This window comes from Flavobacterium gelatinilyticum, from assembly GCF_027111295.1.
Classification (GTDB): Bacteria; Bacteroidota; Bacteroidia; order Flavobacteriales; family Flavobacteriaceae; genus Flavobacterium; species Flavobacterium gelatinilyticum.
The window spans coordinates 2,317,788-2,334,559 of sequence record NZ_CP114287.1 but is presented as its reverse complement, the minus strand read 5'-3'; the positions used below and the strand labels follow the sequence as shown (position 1 = coordinate 2,334,559).

The following is a 16,772-nucleotide window of genomic DNA, read 5'->3' as shown; positions in this document are numbered from 1 at the left end:
TAAATCTAATTGCATCAGTAATTGGGTTTATGGATTTGTCTTTAAAGAAAATAGAATGAATTTTACAGCTATAGATTTTGAAACCGCGACGGGATACCATCCGTGTTCTGTTGGAATTGTTACGGTCGAAAACGGAATAATTGTCGATGAGTTTGTGACCCTGATTAAACCGCCTAAAAACGAATACAGTCCGTTCACAATTCGCGTTCATGGTATTTATCCCAAAGACACGATTAATTCGAAATCTTTTTTGCAGGTTTATCCCGAAATCGAAAAGAGATTAAAAAATAAAGTAGTAGTGGCACATAACGAGAGTTTTGACCGAAATGTTTTAATGAAATCCATGCTGCTGTACGGATTAAATTATGAAGATTTGAACATTGCTCACAAATGGGAATGTACAGTTAAAATCTACAAAGCAAAAGGTCTAAAACCAACAACTCTAAGTGACTGCTGCCGTGAAATGGATATTAAATTAAACCACCATGAAGCGTTGTCAGATGCCAGGGCATGTGCTAAATTATATCTGCTTCGCTAAATAGATAATTTTATTTGTAAGAATAATATTAAATTTGTTATTTTTAAATTTTGTTACACAAATAAAATTTAAAAATGAAAGAAGACTTTCTTCATTATCTCTGGAAATTCAAAAAATTCAATACCTTAAATTTAATGACCGTCCGGAATGAACCAGTTACGATTATTAAAACGGGTGATTATTTAGAACTTGCCGGACCTGATTTTTTCAACGCCCATATTAAAATCGCAGACCAGAAATGGGCAGGAAATGTAGAGGTACATTTGAAATCTTCAGATTGGTATTTGCACAATCATGAAAAAGATCCCGCTTATGAAAATGTGATTCTGCATGTTGTCTGGGAAAATGATACCGCTATTTTTAGAGAAGATAATACGGAAATTCCGGTTTTGGTACTAAAAGATTATGTAGATCCGGAATTAATTCAAAATTATAAGGCATTGCTTTTTCCAAAGACATGGATTTCATGCGAAAGACAAATCAAAGAAATAGATGATTTCGTTTTTAAAAACTGGCAGGAACGATTGTTTTTTGAACGGTTAGAACGCAAGTCAAAGTTTATTTGTGAATTACTCGAAGAAACCAATCAGGATTTTGAAGCGGTATTATTTTGTTTGTTAGCCAAAAACTTCGGATTGAATACAAATGGAAATGCTTTTCTGCAAATGGCGAAATCGATTCCGTTTTCGGTTATCAGAAAAGAAAGTTTTGAAGTCGAAAATCTCGAAGCATTATTTTTAGGAACGGCAGGTTTGTTAGAATCTGAAAAAGAAGATGTATATTTTAAAGATTTAAAATTCAGATATTTTTTTCTGCTGCATAAATATCAGCTTGAAAAATCACATATAGATGCTGTTCACTTTTTTAAACACAGACCCGATAATTTTCCGACTATACGACTTTCTCAACTGGCAAATTTGTATCATAAGTATCAAAACTTGTTTTCGAAAATAATTGCGCTTAAATCAGCTAAAAGTGTTTACGATTTATTGAATGTATCGGTAAGCCCGTACTGGCAGAATCATTATCAGTTTGATAAAGAAAGTTCGAAAAAATCAAAAGCAATCTCTAAATCATTTTTAGATTTACTGATCATCAATACAATTATACCGTTTCAGTTTACCTATGCTGACATAATGGGAGAATCTACAGCCGAAGATCTAATTGAATTTATGAATGAAGTTGATACCGAGAAAAATGCGGTTATTGATAAGTTCAGCTTATTTGGAGTTAAATCTAAAAATGCATTCGAAAGCCAGACTTTATTGGAATTAAAAAATGAATACTGCAATCAAAAAGCCTGCTTAAAATGTGCTCTTGGACTTGAACTGCTTAAAAATAATTAGATAATAAGAAAATGCGGCAATTAGATAATTTGTACTTTTGTAAATCCGACGGCAAAGCGGTCGAAAAATTTAAAATCTAAAATTAAAAAATGTCAGCAATTTTAAAACTCAAATTCTTTTTTGAAAAATACGGTTTTCATGTATCTTCAAGACTGGCAGATAAGCTGGGAATGCGTGTTACGAGCGTGCGGCTGTTTTTTATTTACATTTCGTTTGTAACAGCAGGTTTAGGTTTTGGAGTTTACCTTACACTTGCTTTCTGGATTCGGCTGAAAGACTTAATCCGTTCAAAAAGAACTTCTGTATTTGACTTATAAAAAAAACTCCAAATCTAAATTTGGAGTTTTTTTGTTTCTTATTCTTCAGAAGAGTCGTTAAGTCTTGACCTTCTTTTACTGTATCCAAAATAAACCAGAATACCAATTGCAAGCCATCCAATAGATAATAACTGAGCATCTAAGCTCAAATTGATAATAAGGTAGGTATTAATAGAAATTCCTAAGACAGCAATAATTGGTAAAGCAGGAACCTTAAAAGTTCTGTTTAGTCCAGGTTGTTTTACTCTTAAGATCCACACCGCAATACAAACCATTGTAAAGGCAAATAAAGTACCAAAACTAGTCATATCGGCTAATTTGTTAATTGGAGTAAAAGCAGCAACCGTGGCAATAATACCTCCTAAAATCATTAAGTTTGTTTTTGGTGTACCAGATATAGGGTTAACTTTTGAGAAAACAGACGGAATTAAACCATCTTTAGACATTCCAAGGAAAATTCTTGATTGTCCCATGATCATTACCATTAATACAGAAACAAGTCCAATAGTAGCGGCAATAGTAATAATAAAGCCAGCCCAGCCTTGTCCTGCAATGTCAAATGCATAAGCAACAGGAGCTTTAATTGCTTCAGGATATTTTCCAAGCGGATTAAAATCCTGGTAATTCATCATTCCTGTTAAAACTAAAGAAACAAGAATATATAAAGTAGTACAAATTAATAAAGAAGCAATAATAGCAAATGGTACATCTTTTTTAGGATTAATAGCTTCTCCTGCCTGAGTAGATACAGCATCGAAACCAACATAAGCAAAGAAAATTGCAGCAGCTCCGGATACAATTCCACCAATTCCGTAAGCATTGTGAGTAGTTTCTTTTTCAATAATCTGAGTAGCCTCAGGAATAAAAGGACTCCAGTTTGCTGTATTGATAAAGAAAAGTCCTGCTACAATTACAAATATTACCGCAGAAACTTTAAGGATTACAATAGCATTATTAGCTTTAGCGGCACTTTTTGTACCTTTAATAAGCAGTGAAATAACCAAAATAACGATCAGGAAAGCCGGAAGGTTCATTGAGAAACCTTCTCCGGTATACGTTGCCGGATCTGTTGTAAGCCATTCAGGGAGTTGAATGTGAAATATTTTGAGTAATTTATTAAAATATCCTGACCAGGAAACGGCGACCGTCATAGATCCCATTGCATATTCGAGAATAAGTCCCCAGCCGATTATCCAGGCAAAAATTTCTCCAATTGTACCGTAAGCATAAGCATACGCCGATCCTTCAACAGGTAAAATTGAGGCAAATTCAGAATAACAAAGCGCTGCAAACACACAGGCAATACCTGCGATTATAAACGAAATTGCTAAGGCTGGACCTGCATGGTAATAAGCTCCCGTACCGGTAAGTACAAAAATTCCTCCACCGATAATGGCACCAACTCCAATGGCAGTAAGACTCCATTTTCCAAGGACTCTCTTTAAATCACTCTTTTTCATATCGGCCTCAAAGGCTGATATTGGTTTAACTCTCCAAATTGACATACTATATTATTGGTTTATTTGTTATTAAGTTCCAAATGTATAGTTTTTTGTAAAAAATAAAAACAATTATCATGTTTTAAGTTACAAAATGTTTAATTTTTAATGGAAAAAAATACAGGGTTTGTTTTGATACCTGAGATTCATTAAATTAATTGAGAAAGAATTAGTGTATGTTTAACTATTTGAAAATTTTAGTTTCTGTTATTTTTCTTGTTAAATAAGTAAATTCTTATGATTTTTGCACTTTCATAATTCTAATAAATTTCATCGATAATGAATTTTAAGCTGCTTAATCATTATTTTAAGTTCTCAAACCAGCAGAAAACAGGTATCGTATTATTGTTTATTGTTGTGATTGCTTTACAGTTATTTTACTTTTTTGCAGATTTTAGCCAGCCCTATTATTCTTCCGTAGAAGAAGATCAGTGGATGTTGCTTCAAAAAGAAATTGACTTACAAAAGGAGGAAAAATTAAAAACAAAATATACGGTATACAAATTCAACCCCAATTTTATTTCCGATTATAGAGGGTATAAACTTGGAATGTCTACTCAGGAAATAGACCGTCTGCTGGCTTTTCGAAAAGAAAATAAATATGTGAATTCTGCCGAAGAGTTTCAGAAAGTAACACAGGTCTCAGATTCGTTGTTAAAAGTATTGTCACCACTTTTTAAATTTCCGGATTGGAAACAAAATAAAACAGAATTCAAAGAAGAAAGAAAAGTATTCGATAAAAAACCTCACTATAATAAGGAAAAAATAGTACTGCAGGATATTAATGAAGCAAGTCAGGAAGATCTAATGAAACTATACGGTATTGGCGAAGCACTTTCTCTGCGAATAATAAAACAGAAAGAAATTTTAGGAGGTTTTGTGTCTATGGAACAACTTCAGGATGTTTGGGGACTTTCTCCGGAAGTAATTGCAGAATTAAACAATCGTTTCAAAGTTGTCATGCCTTCCGGTTTTAAAAAGATTGCTATAAATGACGCTTCTTTAAAGGAATTGTCTCAATTCCCGTACTTCAAATACACACTTGCAAAACAAATTGTAATTTATAGAAGTATGAACGGAAATTTTAATAATATTGAGGATTTATCAAAAATTAAAGGTTTTCCTGTTGAAAAAGCAAAAATAATTAGTTTATATTTGGAGTTCTAAAAAATAGCGAAACAATGAATTTTGAATATAACGAAACGCAGTCCATGATTGTTCAGTCCATAAAAGACTTTGCAGAAAAAAACATAAAACCTTTTATAATGGAGTGGGACGAAGCCCAGATCTTTCCTGTTGATCTTTTTAAAAAATTAGGAGAAATGGGATTTATGGGGATTTTAGTGCCGGAAGATTACGGAGGGGCAGGATTGGGTTATCACGAATATATTACTGTGCTTACAGAAATTTCAAAAGTCGATCCTTCGATAGGGCTTTCAGTAGCGGCGCATAATTCACTTTGCACAAATCACATTCTGACTTTTGGAAACGAAGAACAAAAGAAAAAGCATCTTCCCAAATTGGCAACTGCAGAATTTATTGGCGCTTGGGGATTAACAGAACATAACACAGGTTCTGATGCAGGAGGCATGAATACTACCGCTGTTAAAGATGGTGATTTCTGGATTATAAACGGAGCTAAAAATTTTATTACACATGCCATATCTGGTGATATAGCAGTTGTAGTGGTGCGAACAGGAGAAAAAGGAGATTCTAAAGGAATGACTGCTTTTATATTAGAAAAAGGAATGGCTGGTTTTTCTTCTGGTAAAAAAGAGAATAAATTAGGAATGCGTGCCAGTGAGACTGCTGAACTGGTTTTTGACAATTGCCGTGTTCCGGATGCCAACAGGCTGGGAGAAGTTGGTGAGGGATTTGTTCAGGCGATGAAAATCTTAGACGGAGGCCGAATTTCTATTGGGGCATTGTCATTAGGAATTTCAAAAGGAGCTTATGAAGCAGCATTGAAGTATTCTAAAGAGAGACATCAGTTTGGACAGCCGATTAGTAATTTTCAGGGAATTTCGTTTAAACTGGCTGATATGGCAACAGAAATTGAAGCTTCGGAATTGTTACTGCATAAAGCGGCTTACTTAAAAGAACACCATAAACCGGTAACGACAGCCGGTGCAATGGCAAAGATGTATGCTTCAGAAGCTTGTGTAAAGATTGCAAATGAAGCAGTGCAGATTCATGGAGGTTATGGTTATACAAAAGATTTTCCTGTAGAAAAGTTTTATAGAGATTCTAAATTATGCACAATTGGTGAAGGAACAACTGAAATTCAAAAATTAGTTATTTCCAGAAATTTATTGAAGGAGTAAATTTTGTAAAAGTGAAATGTGCTTTTCATCTTATTTTTCACATTTTACATTTAACAGAAAAAAATAATAATTTATAACTCATAATTAATAATTAATTTTTACATTTGCAGCCTTAACGAGAGGAGGTGTCTATATTATGTTAATTATACCAATTAAAGACGGAGAAAATATCGATAGAGCATTAAAGCGCTATAAAAGAAAATTTGATAAAACAGGAACTGTTCGTCAATTAAGAGCACGTACTGCTTTTATTAAGCCTTCTGTTGTAAAAAGAGCTCAAATTCAAAAAGCTGCTTACATCCAAACTTTGAAAGATAGTTTAGAAAGTTAATAGTAAGCTTTTCAGAAATAATTACCGTTAGTTGTCAAAATGTTATAATTTTGATACTAACGGTTTTTTGTTTTGAAAATATTCTGAATCGTGTATTGGTTGAAGGTAGATTATAAAAGATTATTTGTATGCAGTCAAGTAAAGAAGCGTTTCGTGATTATCTGCAGCTGGAAAAGAAATATTCTCAGCATACGATTATAGCTTATCTTAAGGATATTGATGTTTTTGAGGAGTTTAATCGGGATAATTTTGAGCAGGATGGAGTTGAGAAGGTAAATTATAGTCAGATTAGAAGCTGGATTGTTTCGCTGGTTGATAGCGGGATTTCTAATGTCTCTGTGAATAGAAAAATGGCTTCTTTAAAAGCTTTTTTTAAGTTTCTTTTGAAAATAAAACAAATTGAGGTGAACCCGATGCTGAAGCATAAGGCTTTGAAAACACCGAAAAATGTTCAGATTCCGTTTTCTGAAAAAGAAATAAATGATTTGATGTTTGGTGTAGGTTCTGTTTCTGGTTTTGAAGAAGTGAGGGATAAGCTTATTGTGGATCTTTTTTATGCTACTGGAATGAGACGTGCAGAATTGATAAATTTATTGATGAAAAATGTTGATTTGTCTTCAAGTACAATTAAGGTTTTGGGTAAAAGAAATAAGGAACGCATAATTCCGCTTCTGCCTATTGTTGAAGAGCAGATTGTGTTGTATTTGAAAGAACGTGAATCTGTTGAAGAAGTTGTGGATTCTGATTGTTTTTTTATTTCGAAAAAAGGGTTAAAATTGAGTGAATCGTTTGTGTATCGATTAATAAATTCTTACTTTAGTAGGGTCTCTGAAAAGGTAAAGAAGAGTCCTCACGTGCTTCGGCATACTTTTGCGACTCATTTATTAAATAACGGGGCAGATTTAAATTCAGTTAAAGAATTATTAGGGCATTCCAGTTTGGCATCAACGCAGGTTTATACTCATAACAGCTTAGCTGAGCTGAAAAAAGTATATGCAGATGCTCATCCGAGGAATAAATAGTAATTCTTGAAATGTTTAACTTTTTAAAATTTGTATTATGAAGGTAGATGTTCATGCAGTTAACTTTACTGTCGACAGAAAATTGGTAGATTTTATTCAGGAAAGAATGGATAAGCTCGAGAAGTATTATGATCGAGTTGTTTCGGCTGATGTTTTTTTAAAAGTTGAAAGAACAAGTGATAAGGAGAATAAGGCGGTAGAGATTAAGATTAATGTTCCAGGGGATGAATTTCTGGTAAAAAAACAGTGTAAATCATTTGAGGAGGCGGTTGAGCTTTCGGCGGAATCATTAGAACGTTTACTTGTGAAAAGGAAAGAAAAAATAAGAGCACACATTTAATTGAAATTTTTTTTAAAAAATGTTTTGATTAAAAGATAAAATAGCTACATTTGCAGTCCGTTAGAAATAGCGGACTTTTTTAATGTATTGCCGATGTAGCTCAGCTGGCTAGAGCAGCTGATTTGTAATCAGCAGGTCGTGGGTTCGAGTCCCTCTATCGGCTCTAAAAATATTCTAAATGCGATTTAGGATAGGTTCTTTAAAATACTGAGAATTTAAAATTATGGGGAGATACTCAAGCGGCCAACGAGGGCAGACTGTAAATCTGCTGTGTGAACTTCGCAGGTTCGAATCCTGCTCTCCCCACAAATTTTAATTTCGGATTATGTGATTTCGAATTTTAGATTTGTTTTTAATCTAAAATCAGGAATTTGAAATCTAAAATTAAAACTCTGCCGGTGTAGCTCAGGGGTAGAGTGCTTCCTTGGTAAGGAAGAGGTCTCGGGTTCAAATCCCGACATTGGCTCAAGTAAGTAGGAAATTGAAAATTAATATATAACTAAGATTAAAAATTAAGTAAAATGGCAAAGGAGAATTTTAATCGTTCCAAACCGCACTTAAACATAGGTACAATTGGACACGTAGATCACGGAAAAACTACATTAACTGCTGCAATTACAAAAGTATTGTCAGATGCTGGTTACTGTCAAGCAAAATCGTTTGATCAAATCGATAACGCTCCAGAGGAGAAAGAAAGAGGTATTACTATTAATACATCACACGTAGAGTACGAAACAGCTAACCGTCACTACGCTCACGTTGACTGTCCAGGTCACGCGGATTACGTAAAGAACATGGTTACTGGTGCTGCTCAAATGGACGGAGCTATCTTAGTAGTTGCTGCTACAGATGGTCCAATGCCACAAACTCGTGAGCACATCCTTTTAGGACGTCAGGTAGGTATTCCAAGAATCGTTGTTTTCATGAACAAAGTGGATATGGTTGATGATGCTGAGTTATTAGAGCTTGTTGAAATGGAAATTAGAGATTTATTATCTTTCTACGAATATGATGGAGATAATGGTCCTGTAGTTCAAGGTTCTGCTTTAGGAGGATTAAACAATGATCCAAACTGGGTACCTAAAATTATCGAATTAATGGAAGCTGTTGATAACTGGATCGAAGAGCCGGTACGTGACGTTGCTAAGCCATTCTTGATGCCAGTTGAGGACGTATTTACAATTACAGGTCGTGGAACTGTTGCTACAGGTCGTATCGAAACTGGAGTTGCTAACACTGGAGATCCTGTTGAAATCATTGGTATGGGAGCTGAAAAATTAACTTCTACTATTACAGGGGTTGAGATGTTCCGTAAAATCCTTGACAGAGGTGAAGCTGGAGATAACGTAGGTTTATTGTTAAGAGGTATTGATAAAGCTGATATCAAAAGAGGTATGGTTATTATTAAGCCAGGTTCAGTAAAACCACACGCTAAATTCAAAGCTGAGGTTTATATCTTGAAAAAAGAAGAAGGTGGACGTCACACTCCATTCCACAATAACTACCGTCCACAGTTCTACGTACGTACAACTGACGTAACAGGAGTTATTTCTTTACCAGCAGGTGTAGAGATGGTAATGCCAGGTGATAACTTAACTATCGAGGTTGCTTTATTAAGCCCAATCGCTATGAACGTAGGTTTACGTTTCGCTATCCGTGAGGGTGGTAGAACAGTTGGTGCTGGTCAGGTTACTGAAATCGTAGAGTAATTCTATTAAAATAAATAAAAAGCCAGTGGTTATTTTTTAATCACTGGCTTTAATTACGGGCGTAGTTCAAGGGTAGAATAGCGGTCTCCAAAACCGTTGATGGGGGTTCGAATCCCTCCGCCCGTGCAATAAAAAATATATCAAATGACAAAAGTTACTAATTATTTATCAGAGGCTTTCGAAGAATTAAAGTCAAATGTTACTTGGCCTACTTGGGCAGAAGTTCAGAAATTGACAATCGTTGTGGCTGTATTTTCGATTCTGTTCGCTTTGGCAACTTGGGGAGTAGATGAATTTTTTGCAAAAGCTTTGGCTGGATTTTTTAACTGGTTAAAAGGATAATTTTTTTGTGATGGCAGATAATAATGTGAAGAAATGGTATGTAGTAAGAGCTGTAAGCGGCCAGGAAAATAAGGTTAAAGCTTACATCGAAACTGAGATTGCCAGATTAGGGATGGAAGATTATGTTTCCCAGGTTCTGGTACCTACTGAAAAAGTAGTTACTGTAAAAGAGGGGAAAAAAATGTCTAAGGATAAAGTGTATTTTCCTGGATATGTTATGATTGAAGCTAACTTGGTTGGTGAGATTCCTCATATTATTAAATCTATTACAAGTGTAATTGGTTTCTTGGGAGAAATTAAAGGAGGGGAACCTGTTCCTTTAAGACTTTCTGAAGTAAATCGTATGTTAGGTAAAGTGGATGAGCTTACTGTAAATACAGATACTCGTTCAATTCCATTTAGTTTAGGGGAAACTGTTAAAGTAATTGATGGTCCTTTTAATGGGTTTAATGGTACGGTTGAAAAAATCAATGAAGAAAAGCGTAAACTTGAGGTTATGGTTAAAATTTTCGGAAGAAAAACACCATTAGAATTAAGCTTTATGCAAGTAGAAAAAGTATAATTTTTTGTTACACTATAATAAACCATTGCAATCGCTTCCAATTGATTGCAGTGTTAAATTTTTTAAAAATGGCTAAAGAAATTAGTAAGGTAGTTAAACTACAAGTTAAGGGAGGTGCTGCGAACCCGTCGCCACCGGTTGGACCTGCTTTAGGAGCTGCTGGGGTTAACATCATGGAGTTTTGTAAGCAGTTTAATGCTAGAACTCAGGATAAACCTGGCAAAATTTGTCCAGTGCAAATCACTGTGTACAAAGACAAATCATTCGATTTTGTTGTTAAGACTCCTCCAGCAGCAGTTCAGTTAATGGAAGCTGCAAAGCTAAAATCTGGTTCTGGTGAGCCTAATCGTAAAAAAGTAGCTAGCGTTACTTGGGAACAAATTAGAGCTATTGCTGAAGACAAAATGCCTGACTTAAATGCTTTTACAATCGAAAAAGCGATGAGTATGGTTGCTGGAACAGCTAGATCTATGGGTATAACTGTATCAGGAGATGCTCCTTTTTAATTAAGAAAAAGAAATGGCAAAATTAACAAAAAAGCAAAAAGAGGCTGCTTCAAAAATTGAAAAGAACAAATTATACTCTTTAAAAGATGCTGCTGCATTAATTAAAGTTGTTGCTTCTGCAAAATTTGATGAGTCTGTTGATATCGCAGTTCGTTTGGGTGTTGATCCAAGAAAAGCGAATCAAATGGTTAGAGGTGTGGTTACTTTACCTCACGGAACAGGAAAAGACGTTAAAGTATTAGCATTGGTTACTCCGGATAAAGAGGCTGAAGCAAGAGAGGCTGGAGCAGATCACGTTGGTCTTGACGATTACTTACAAAAAATTAAAGACGGTTGGACAGATGTTGATGTAATCATCACTATGCCGGCTGTTATGGGTAAATTAGGTCCATTAGGTCGTATTTTAGGACCTAGAGGTTTAATGCCAAACCCTAAAACAGGTACAGTAACTATGGATGTTGCTAAAGCTGTTCAAGAAGTAAAAGCTGGTAAAATTGACTTTAAAGTTGATAAAACTGGTATCGTTCACGCTGGTATTGGGAAAGTTTCTTTTGGAGCTGAGCAAATCGTTGAGAACGCACACGAAATTATTCAAACATTAATAAAACTTAAACCAACTGCTGCTAAAGGTACATACATCAAAGGTATTCACCTTACAAGCACTATGAGTCCTGCTATTGCATTAGACCCAAAAGCAGTATAATTGGTAGTTAAAAATTTTTAGTATGACTAGAGAAGAAAAATCAATCGCGATTGAAAATTTAACTGCGCAGTTAGCTGGTACAAATATCATTTATGTATCTGATATTTCTGGTTTAAACGCAGAGACAACTTCAAACTTGCGTAGAGCTTGTTTTAAAGCGGGTATCAAATTAGAAGTTGTAAAGAACACTTTGCTTGCAAAAGCAATGGAAGCTTCTGCTAATGATTATGGTGATTTACCTACAGTTTTAACTGGTAATAGTGCTATATTCATTTCTGATGTGGCTAATGCACCTGGAAAAATTATCAAAGATTTCCGTAAGAAATCTGATAAACCAGTTTTAAAAGGAGCTTACATCAATTCTGAAGTTTATATTGGAGACAATCAATTAGATGCATTGGCTACAATTAAATCTAAAGAAGAGCTTATTGGAGAAATCATTGGATTATTACAATCTCCGGCTCAAAGAGTTATTTCTGCTTTGCAAAATCAATTCGCTGGAAGCGAGGAGACAGAAGCTTAATAACAAAAACGGGAAATTCTATTTCCTGGTTGCCTAATTAGCGCACAATAAATAAATTATATTTTTACAAATCATTTTAAACGATAGAAAAAAATGGCAGATTTGAAACAATTCGCAGAACAATTAGTTAACTTAACAGTTAAAGAAGTTAACGAATTAGCAACAATATTAAAAGACGAGTATGGTATCGAGCCTGCTGCTGCAGCTGTAGTAGTTGCTGCTGGTGGTGGAGAAGGTGCTGCTGAAGAAGCACAAACTGAATTTACAGTTGTATTGAAAGATGCTGGAGCTTCTAAATTAGCTGTAGTAAAATTAGTTAAAGAATTAACTGGTTTAGGTCTTAAAGAAGCTAAAGATGTAGTTGACGGTGCTCCAAGTAACGTTAAAGAAGGTGTTTCTAAAGAAGAGGCTGAAGGTCTTAAAAAATCATTAGAAGAAGCTGGAGCTGTAGTTGAGCTTAAATAATTCAACTCAGTTTTAAGAACTAGGTTTAGGTCCTGAGTTAACACTCAAAGGCCTAAACCATTTTTCGTATAATAAAATCCATTAAATTTTATTATCAAATAGTTTAAAATACGAAAAAGTTTTTGATCGATACGAAGAAAGAAAATTGAACTAAATTTTGTTGGTTTATTTTTAAAGATGTATTGATTTTAAAAAGAAAGTATAAACTACGCAGTGTGTTTTTACACAAAAAAAATTACTTTTTTTTAATCAAAATTTTGTCCATTGATGATAACAAATCAGACTGAAAGATTGAATTTTGCCTCGACAAAAAACATTCCTGACTATCCGGATTTCTTGGATGTTCAGGTTAAATCTTTTAAGGATTTCTTCCAATTAGAAACGAAATCTGACGAAAGAGGCAACGAAGGGTTATACAATACCTTCATGGAAAACTTCCCAATTACAGATACGAGAAATAACTTCGTATTGGAGTTCCTAGATTATTTTGTTGACCCACCACGTTATACAATTCAAGAATGTATAGAGAGAGGTCTTACTTATAGTGTGCCTTTAAAAGCTAGGTTGAAACTATACTGTACAGATCCAGAACACGAAGATTTTGAAACAATTGTACAAGATGTTTATCTTGGAACAATTCCTTACATGACTCCGAGTGGTACTTTTGTAATCAATGGTGCCGAGCGTGTTGTAGTATCTCAATTACACCGTTCTCCAGGGGTTTTCTTTGGACAATCATTCCACGCAAATGGAACTAAACTTTATTCTGCGAGAGTAATTCCTTTTAAAGGTTCTTGGATAGAGTTCTCTACAGATATCAACAGCGTAATGTACGCGTATATCGATAGAAAGAAAAAATTACCTGTAACAACTTTATTCCGTGCTATCGGATTCGAAAGAGATAAAGATATCTTAGAGATTTTCGACTTAGCGGAAGAGATTAAAGTTTCTAAAACAGGAATTAAAAAATATATTGGAAGAAGACTTGCTGCACGTGTTTTGAACACATGGCACGAGGATTTCGTTGATGAAGATACCGGAGAGGTAGTTTCTATCGAGCGTAACGAAATCATCCTTGATCGTGATACCATTATCGACAAAGATAATGTTGAAGAGATCATCGATTCTAACGTAAAATCTATTTTGTTACACAAAGAGGATAATAACCAAGCAGATTATGCTATTATCCACAACACGTTACAAAAAGATCCAACAAACTCTGAAAAAGAAGCTGTAGAGCACATTTACCGTCAGTTGCGTAACGCTGAACCGCCTGATGAGGAAACTGCTCGTGGTATTATAGATAAATTGTTCTTCTCTGACCAACGTTATAACTTAGGTGAAGTAGGTCGTTACAGAATGAACAAAAAATTAGATTTAGATATCCCTATGGATAAGCAAGTGCTTACTAAAGAGGATATTATTACAATCGTAAAATATTTGATCGAATTGATCAACTCTAAAGCAGAGATTGATGATATCGATCACTTATCAAACCGTCGTGTTAGAACAGTTGGTGAACAATTGTCTCAACAATTCGGTGTTGGTTTAGCACGTATGGCTAGAACTATTCGTGAGAGAATGAACGTTAGAGATAACGAGGTGTTTACTCCAATTGATTTGATTAATGCTAAAACATTATCATCAGTTATCAACTCTTTCTTTGGTACTAACCAGTTATCTCAATTTATGGATCAAACGAATCCATTAGCTGAGATTACACACAAAAGAAGACTTTCTGCACTTGGACCAGGTGGACTTTCGAGAGAGAGAGCTGGTTTCGAGGTTCGTGACGTTCACTATACTCACTATGGTCGTTTATGTCCGATTGAAACTCCTGAGGGACCAAACATTGGTTTGATTTCATCTCTAGGTGTTTATGCAAAAGTAAACGGAATGGGATTCATCGAAACTCCTTACCGTAAAGTAACAGATGGGGTAGTTGATTTAGAAAGCGCACCAATTTATTTAAGTGCTGAGGAAGAAGAAGGAAAAATGATTGCTCAGGCAAACATTGAGATGGATGATAATGGTAAAATCACTGCTGGTAATGTTATTGCTCGTGAAGAGGGTGACTTCCCGGTTGTTGAGCCAACTTCAGTACATTATACAGACGTTGCTCCTAACCAGATTGCATCGATTTCTGCATCTTTGATTCCTTTCTTGGAGCATGATGATGCGAACCGTGCGTTGATGGGATCAAACATGATGCGTCAGGCAGTTCCTTTGATCCGTCCTGAAGCACCGATTGTTGGTACAGGTTTAGAGCGTCAGGTAGCTTCAGATTCTAGAGTATTAATCAATGCTGAAGGGCATGGAACTGTAGAATACGTTGATGCTAACATCATTACTATTAAATACGATCGTACAGAAGACGAGAGAATGGTAAGTTTTGATGCTGATGAGAAAACGTACAACTTAATTAAATTTAGAAAAACCAATCAAGGTACAAGTATCAACTTGAAACCTATCGTAAGAAGAGGTGACAGAGTTGTTCCTGGTCAAGTATTGTCTGAAGGATATGCTACTCAAAATGGAGAATTAGCTTTAGGTAGAAACTTAAAAGTTGCGTTCATGCCATGGAAAGGATATAACTTCGAGGATGCGATTGTAATTTCTGAGAAAGTAGTTCGTGATGATATCTTTACATCTATCCACGTTGATGATTATTCATTAGAGGTTAGAGATACGAAGTTAGGAAACGAAGAGTTAACAAACGATATTCCTAACGTTTCTGAAGAAGCTACTAAAGATTTAGATGAAAACGGGATGATCAGAATTGGAGCAGAGGTTAAACCTGGCGACATTTTGATCGGAAAAATTACGCCAAAAGGGGAATCAGATCCAACTCCAGAGGAGAAATTGCTTCGTGCAATCTTCGGGGATAAAGCTGGTGATGTGAAAGATGCTTCATTAAAAGCTTCTCCATCTTTACATGGTGTAGTTCTTGACAAAAAATTATTTGCAAGAGCCGTAAAAGATAAACGTAAACGTACTCAGGATAAAGATGCTTTAGGCGCTTTAGAAATGGAGTTTGAAACTAAATTTGTTGAATTGAAAGACAGATTAGTTGAAAAATTATTCTTGATCGTTAACGGAAAAACATCTCAAGGTGTAATGAATGATTTGGGTGAAGAAGTTTTACCAAAAGGTAAAAAATACACTCAAAAAATGCTTTACGCAGTAGAAGATTTCGCTCACTTGAGCAAAGGTCAATGGGTTGCTGATGATGCTACTAATAAAATGGTTAATGATTTGATTCATAACTATAAAATTAAGCTGAACGACTTACAAGGATCTTTAAGAAGAGAGAAATTCACTATTACAGTTGGAGATGAATTACCATCTGGAATCTTGAAATTAGCTAAGATTTATATTGCTAAGAAACGTAAGTTGAAAGTAGGGGATAAAATGGCGGGTCGTCACGGTAACAAAGGTATTGTTGCTAGAATCGTTCGTCATGAAGATATGCCTTTCTTGGAAGACGGAACGCCAGTTGATATCGTGTTGAACCCACTTGGAGTACCTTCACGTATGAACATCGGTCAGATTTATGAGACGGTATTAGGTTGGGCTGGTATGAACTTGGGTAGAAAATTTGCTACTCCAATTTTTGACGGTGCTTCTCTAGACGAGATCAACGCTTTGACTGATGAGGCTAACGTACCACGTTTTGGACATACTTACCTATTTGATGGTGGAACTGGAGAGCGTTTTGCACAAAAAGCGACTGTGGGTGTAATTTACATGCTTAAATTAGGACACATGGTTGATGATAAGATGCACGCACGTTCTATCGGACCATACTCATTGATTACGCAACAGCCACTTGGAGGTAAAGCTCAATTCGGAGGTCAGCGTTTTGGAGAGATGGAGGTTTGGGCACTTGAGGCTTATGGAGCTTCTAGTACACTACGTGAAATCTTAACTGTTAAGTCTGATGACGTTATTGGTAGAGCTAAAACTTACGAAGCTATCGTTAAGGGTGAAACTATGCCAGAACCAGGTTTACCAGAATCATTCAATGTATTAATGCACGAATTGAAAGGTCTAGGATTAGATCTTCGTTTGGAAGAATAATAAAAGTTTTGTAATCGGTCTCATTTTTTAATGGGACTGATTACTCATTTATAATAAGTTTTTAAAGATTTATACCCGTAACCCGTTCCGATTTTTTATAACAATGCGAGGCATTTTATAACTAGCGCTTCAGACAAGAATTTGAAGTTTAGAGAAGTAACCCGA

The 16,772-nt window shown here is 35.2% G+C and carries 17 protein-coding genes and 4 tRNA genes; 20 read left to right on the top strand and 1 reads right to left on the bottom strand.

The genetic code is table 11. From position 1 onward, the window contains the following. Positions 1 to 55: 55 nt before the first annotated feature. The 3 genes from OZP11_RS09790 (at position 56) to OZP11_RS09780 (ending at position 2,201) form a co-directional block, all read left to right on the top strand. Positions 56 to 538 (top strand): 3'-5' exonuclease, encoded by a 483-nt coding sequence (locus tag OZP11_RS09790; protein WP_281235019.1) that lies wholly within the window; start codon positions 56 to 58, stop codon positions 536 to 538. A 74-nt stretch (positions 539 to 612) separates the two neighbouring features. Beyond that, a complete protein-coding gene (locus tag OZP11_RS09785; RefSeq protein ID WP_281235018.1) occupies positions 613 to 1,884 on the top strand; it encodes a DUF2851 family protein in 1,272 nt (423 codons plus the stop codon). A gap of 89 nt (positions 1,885 to 1,973) precedes the next feature. Next, positions 1,974 to 2,201 carry a PspC family transcriptional regulator gene (locus tag OZP11_RS09780; RefSeq protein WP_008466940.1) on the top strand — a complete coding sequence of 76 codons (228 nt, stop codon included), beginning with the start codon at positions 1,974 to 1,976 and terminating at the stop codon, positions 2,199 to 2,201. A 38-nt stretch (positions 2,202 to 2,239) separates the two neighbouring features. Here the strand turns inward: OZP11_RS09780 and OZP11_RS09775 are convergent, their stop codons facing one another. After that, positions 2,240 to 3,706, bottom strand: a complete 1,467-nt coding sequence (locus OZP11_RS09775) for an APC family permease (protein ID WP_281235017.1) — start codon at positions 3,704 to 3,706, stop codon at positions 2,240 to 2,242. A gap of 273 nt (positions 3,707 to 3,979) precedes the next feature. Here OZP11_RS09775 and OZP11_RS09770 point away from each other — a divergent pair, with 273 nt between their 5' ends. The 17 genes from OZP11_RS09770 to rpoB all read left to right on the top strand — a co-directional run bounded on the left by OZP11_RS09770 (position 3,980) and on the right by rpoB (position 16,607). Further along, the gene (locus OZP11_RS09770) at positions 3,980 to 4,867 is read left to right on the top strand and encodes a ComEA family DNA-binding protein (protein ID WP_281235016.1); all 888 of its coding nucleotides are present in this window, start codon (positions 3,980 to 3,982) and stop codon (positions 4,865 to 4,867) included. A gap of 14 nt (positions 4,868 to 4,881) precedes the next feature. Further along, entirely contained in the window at positions 4,882 to 6,024 is a 1,143-nt protein-coding gene (locus tag OZP11_RS09765) for an acyl-CoA dehydrogenase family protein (protein WP_281235015.1), read from the top strand. 136 nt (positions 6,025 to 6,160) lie between these two features. Further along, a complete protein-coding gene (gene rpsU, locus OZP11_RS09760) occupies positions 6,161 to 6,355 on the top strand; it encodes a 30S ribosomal protein S21 (RefSeq protein WP_012024008.1) in 195 nt (64 codons plus the stop codon). 128 nt (positions 6,356 to 6,483) lie between these two features. Continuing rightward, positions 6,484 to 7,377 carry a tyrosine-type recombinase/integrase gene (locus OZP11_RS09755; RefSeq protein WP_281235014.1) on the top strand — a complete coding sequence of 298 codons (894 nt, stop codon included), beginning with the start codon at positions 6,484 to 6,486 and terminating at the stop codon, positions 7,375 to 7,377. A gap of 37 nt (positions 7,378 to 7,414) precedes the next feature. Then, complete coding sequence (gene hpf, locus OZP11_RS09750; protein WP_053472330.1) at positions 7,415 to 7,717, top strand: ribosome hibernation-promoting factor, HPF/YfiA family; 303 nt, start codon at positions 7,415 to 7,417, stop codon at positions 7,715 to 7,717. Between the two features lie 89 nt (positions 7,718 to 7,806). After that, positions 7,807 to 7,880 (top strand) — tRNA-Thr (locus OZP11_RS09745). Positions 7,881 to 7,942: 62 nt separating this feature from the next. Further along, a tRNA-Tyr gene (locus OZP11_RS09740) sits at positions 7,943 to 8,023 on the top strand. An 88-nt stretch (positions 8,024 to 8,111) separates the two neighbouring features. Beyond that, positions 8,112 to 8,183: transfer RNA gene (locus OZP11_RS09735), tRNA-Thr, on the top strand. Positions 8,184 to 8,238: 55 nt separating this feature from the next. Continuing rightward, positions 8,239 to 9,426 (top strand): elongation factor Tu, encoded by a 1,188-nt coding sequence (tuf, locus tag OZP11_RS09730; protein ID WP_012024011.1) that lies wholly within the window; start codon positions 8,239 to 8,241, stop codon positions 9,424 to 9,426. 55 nt (positions 9,427 to 9,481) lie between these two features. Further along, positions 9,482 to 9,552: transfer RNA gene (locus OZP11_RS09725), tRNA-Trp, on the top strand. An 18-nt stretch (positions 9,553 to 9,570) separates the two neighbouring features. Beyond that, positions 9,571 to 9,768, top strand: a complete 198-nt coding sequence (gene secE / locus OZP11_RS09720; RefSeq protein ID WP_281235013.1) for a preprotein translocase subunit SecE — start codon at positions 9,571 to 9,573, stop codon at positions 9,766 to 9,768. A 10-nt stretch (positions 9,769 to 9,778) separates the two neighbouring features. Continuing rightward, positions 9,779 to 10,330, top strand: coding sequence for a transcription termination/antitermination protein NusG (gene nusG, locus OZP11_RS09715; RefSeq protein WP_281235012.1), 552 nt, complete (start codon positions 9,779 to 9,781; stop codon positions 10,328 to 10,330). A 68-nt stretch (positions 10,331 to 10,398) separates the two neighbouring features. Beyond that, complete coding sequence (gene rplK, locus OZP11_RS09710) at positions 10,399 to 10,836, top strand: 50S ribosomal protein L11 (protein WP_281235011.1); 438 nt, start codon at positions 10,399 to 10,401, stop codon at positions 10,834 to 10,836. Between the two features lie 13 nt (positions 10,837 to 10,849). Next, a complete protein-coding gene (gene rplA / locus OZP11_RS09705; RefSeq protein WP_008466920.1) occupies positions 10,850 to 11,539 on the top strand; it encodes a 50S ribosomal protein L1 in 690 nt (229 codons plus the stop codon). 22 nt (positions 11,540 to 11,561) lie between these two features. Continuing rightward, the gene (rplJ, locus tag OZP11_RS09700) at positions 11,562 to 12,062 is read left to right on the top strand and encodes a 50S ribosomal protein L10 (protein WP_281235010.1); all 501 of its coding nucleotides are present in this window, start codon (positions 11,562 to 11,564) and stop codon (positions 12,060 to 12,062) included. Between the two features lie 93 nt (positions 12,063 to 12,155). After that, positions 12,156 to 12,527 carry a 50S ribosomal protein L7/L12 gene (gene rplL, locus OZP11_RS09695; RefSeq protein ID WP_057123938.1) on the top strand — a complete coding sequence of 124 codons (372 nt, stop codon included), beginning with the start codon at positions 12,156 to 12,158 and terminating at the stop codon, positions 12,525 to 12,527. A 267-nt stretch (positions 12,528 to 12,794) separates the two neighbouring features. Then, positions 12,795 to 16,607 carry a DNA-directed RNA polymerase subunit beta gene (rpoB, locus tag OZP11_RS09690; RefSeq protein WP_281235009.1) on the top strand — a complete coding sequence of 1,271 codons (3,813 nt, stop codon included), beginning with the start codon at positions 12,795 to 12,797 and terminating at the stop codon, positions 16,605 to 16,607. The last annotated feature ends 165 nt before the right edge of the window (positions 16,608 to 16,772 follow it).

Excerpts from the sequence above, each read along its gene's own strand:
- OZP11_RS09790 (WP_281235019.1), top strand. The coding sequence starts at position 56 with ATGAATTTTACAGCTATAGATTTTGAAACCGCGACGGGATACCATCCG.
- OZP11_RS09785 (WP_281235018.1), top strand. The coding sequence starts at position 613 with ATGAAAGAAGACTTTCTTCATTATCTCTGGAAATTCAAAAAATTCAAT.
- OZP11_RS09780 (WP_008466940.1), top strand. The coding sequence starts at position 1,974 with ATGTCAGCAATTTTAAAACTCAAATTCTTTTTTGAAAAATACGGTTTT.
- OZP11_RS09775 (WP_281235017.1), bottom strand. The coding sequence starts at position 3,706 with ATGTCAATTTGGAGAGTTAAACCAATATCAGCCTTTGAGGCCGATATG.
- OZP11_RS09770 (WP_281235016.1), top strand. The coding sequence starts at position 3,980 with ATGAATTTTAAGCTGCTTAATCATTATTTTAAGTTCTCAAACCAGCAG.
- OZP11_RS09765 (WP_281235015.1), top strand. The coding sequence starts at position 4,882 with ATGAATTTTGAATATAACGAAACGCAGTCCATGATTGTTCAGTCCATA.
- rpsU (WP_012024008.1), top strand. The coding sequence starts at position 6,161 with ATGTTAATTATACCAATTAAAGACGGAGAAAATATCGATAGAGCATTA.
- OZP11_RS09755 (WP_281235014.1), top strand. The coding sequence starts at position 6,484 with ATGCAGTCAAGTAAAGAAGCGTTTCGTGATTATCTGCAGCTGGAAAAG.
- hpf (WP_053472330.1), top strand. The coding sequence starts at position 7,415 with ATGAAGGTAGATGTTCATGCAGTTAACTTTACTGTCGACAGAAAATTG.
- tuf (WP_012024011.1), top strand. The coding sequence starts at position 8,239 with ATGGCAAAGGAGAATTTTAATCGTTCCAAACCGCACTTAAACATAGGT.
- secE (WP_281235013.1), top strand. The coding sequence starts at position 9,571 with ATGACAAAAGTTACTAATTATTTATCAGAGGCTTTCGAAGAATTAAAG.
- nusG (WP_281235012.1), top strand. The coding sequence starts at position 9,779 with ATGGCAGATAATAATGTGAAGAAATGGTATGTAGTAAGAGCTGTAAGC.
- rplK (WP_281235011.1), top strand. The coding sequence starts at position 10,399 with ATGGCTAAAGAAATTAGTAAGGTAGTTAAACTACAAGTTAAGGGAGGT.
- rplA (WP_008466920.1), top strand. The coding sequence starts at position 10,850 with ATGGCAAAATTAACAAAAAAGCAAAAAGAGGCTGCTTCAAAAATTGAA.
- rplJ (WP_281235010.1), top strand. The coding sequence starts at position 11,562 with ATGACTAGAGAAGAAAAATCAATCGCGATTGAAAATTTAACTGCGCAG.
- rplL (WP_057123938.1), top strand. The coding sequence starts at position 12,156 with ATGGCAGATTTGAAACAATTCGCAGAACAATTAGTTAACTTAACAGTT.
- rpoB (WP_281235009.1), top strand. The coding sequence starts at position 12,795 with ATGATAACAAATCAGACTGAAAGATTGAATTTTGCCTCGACAAAAAAC.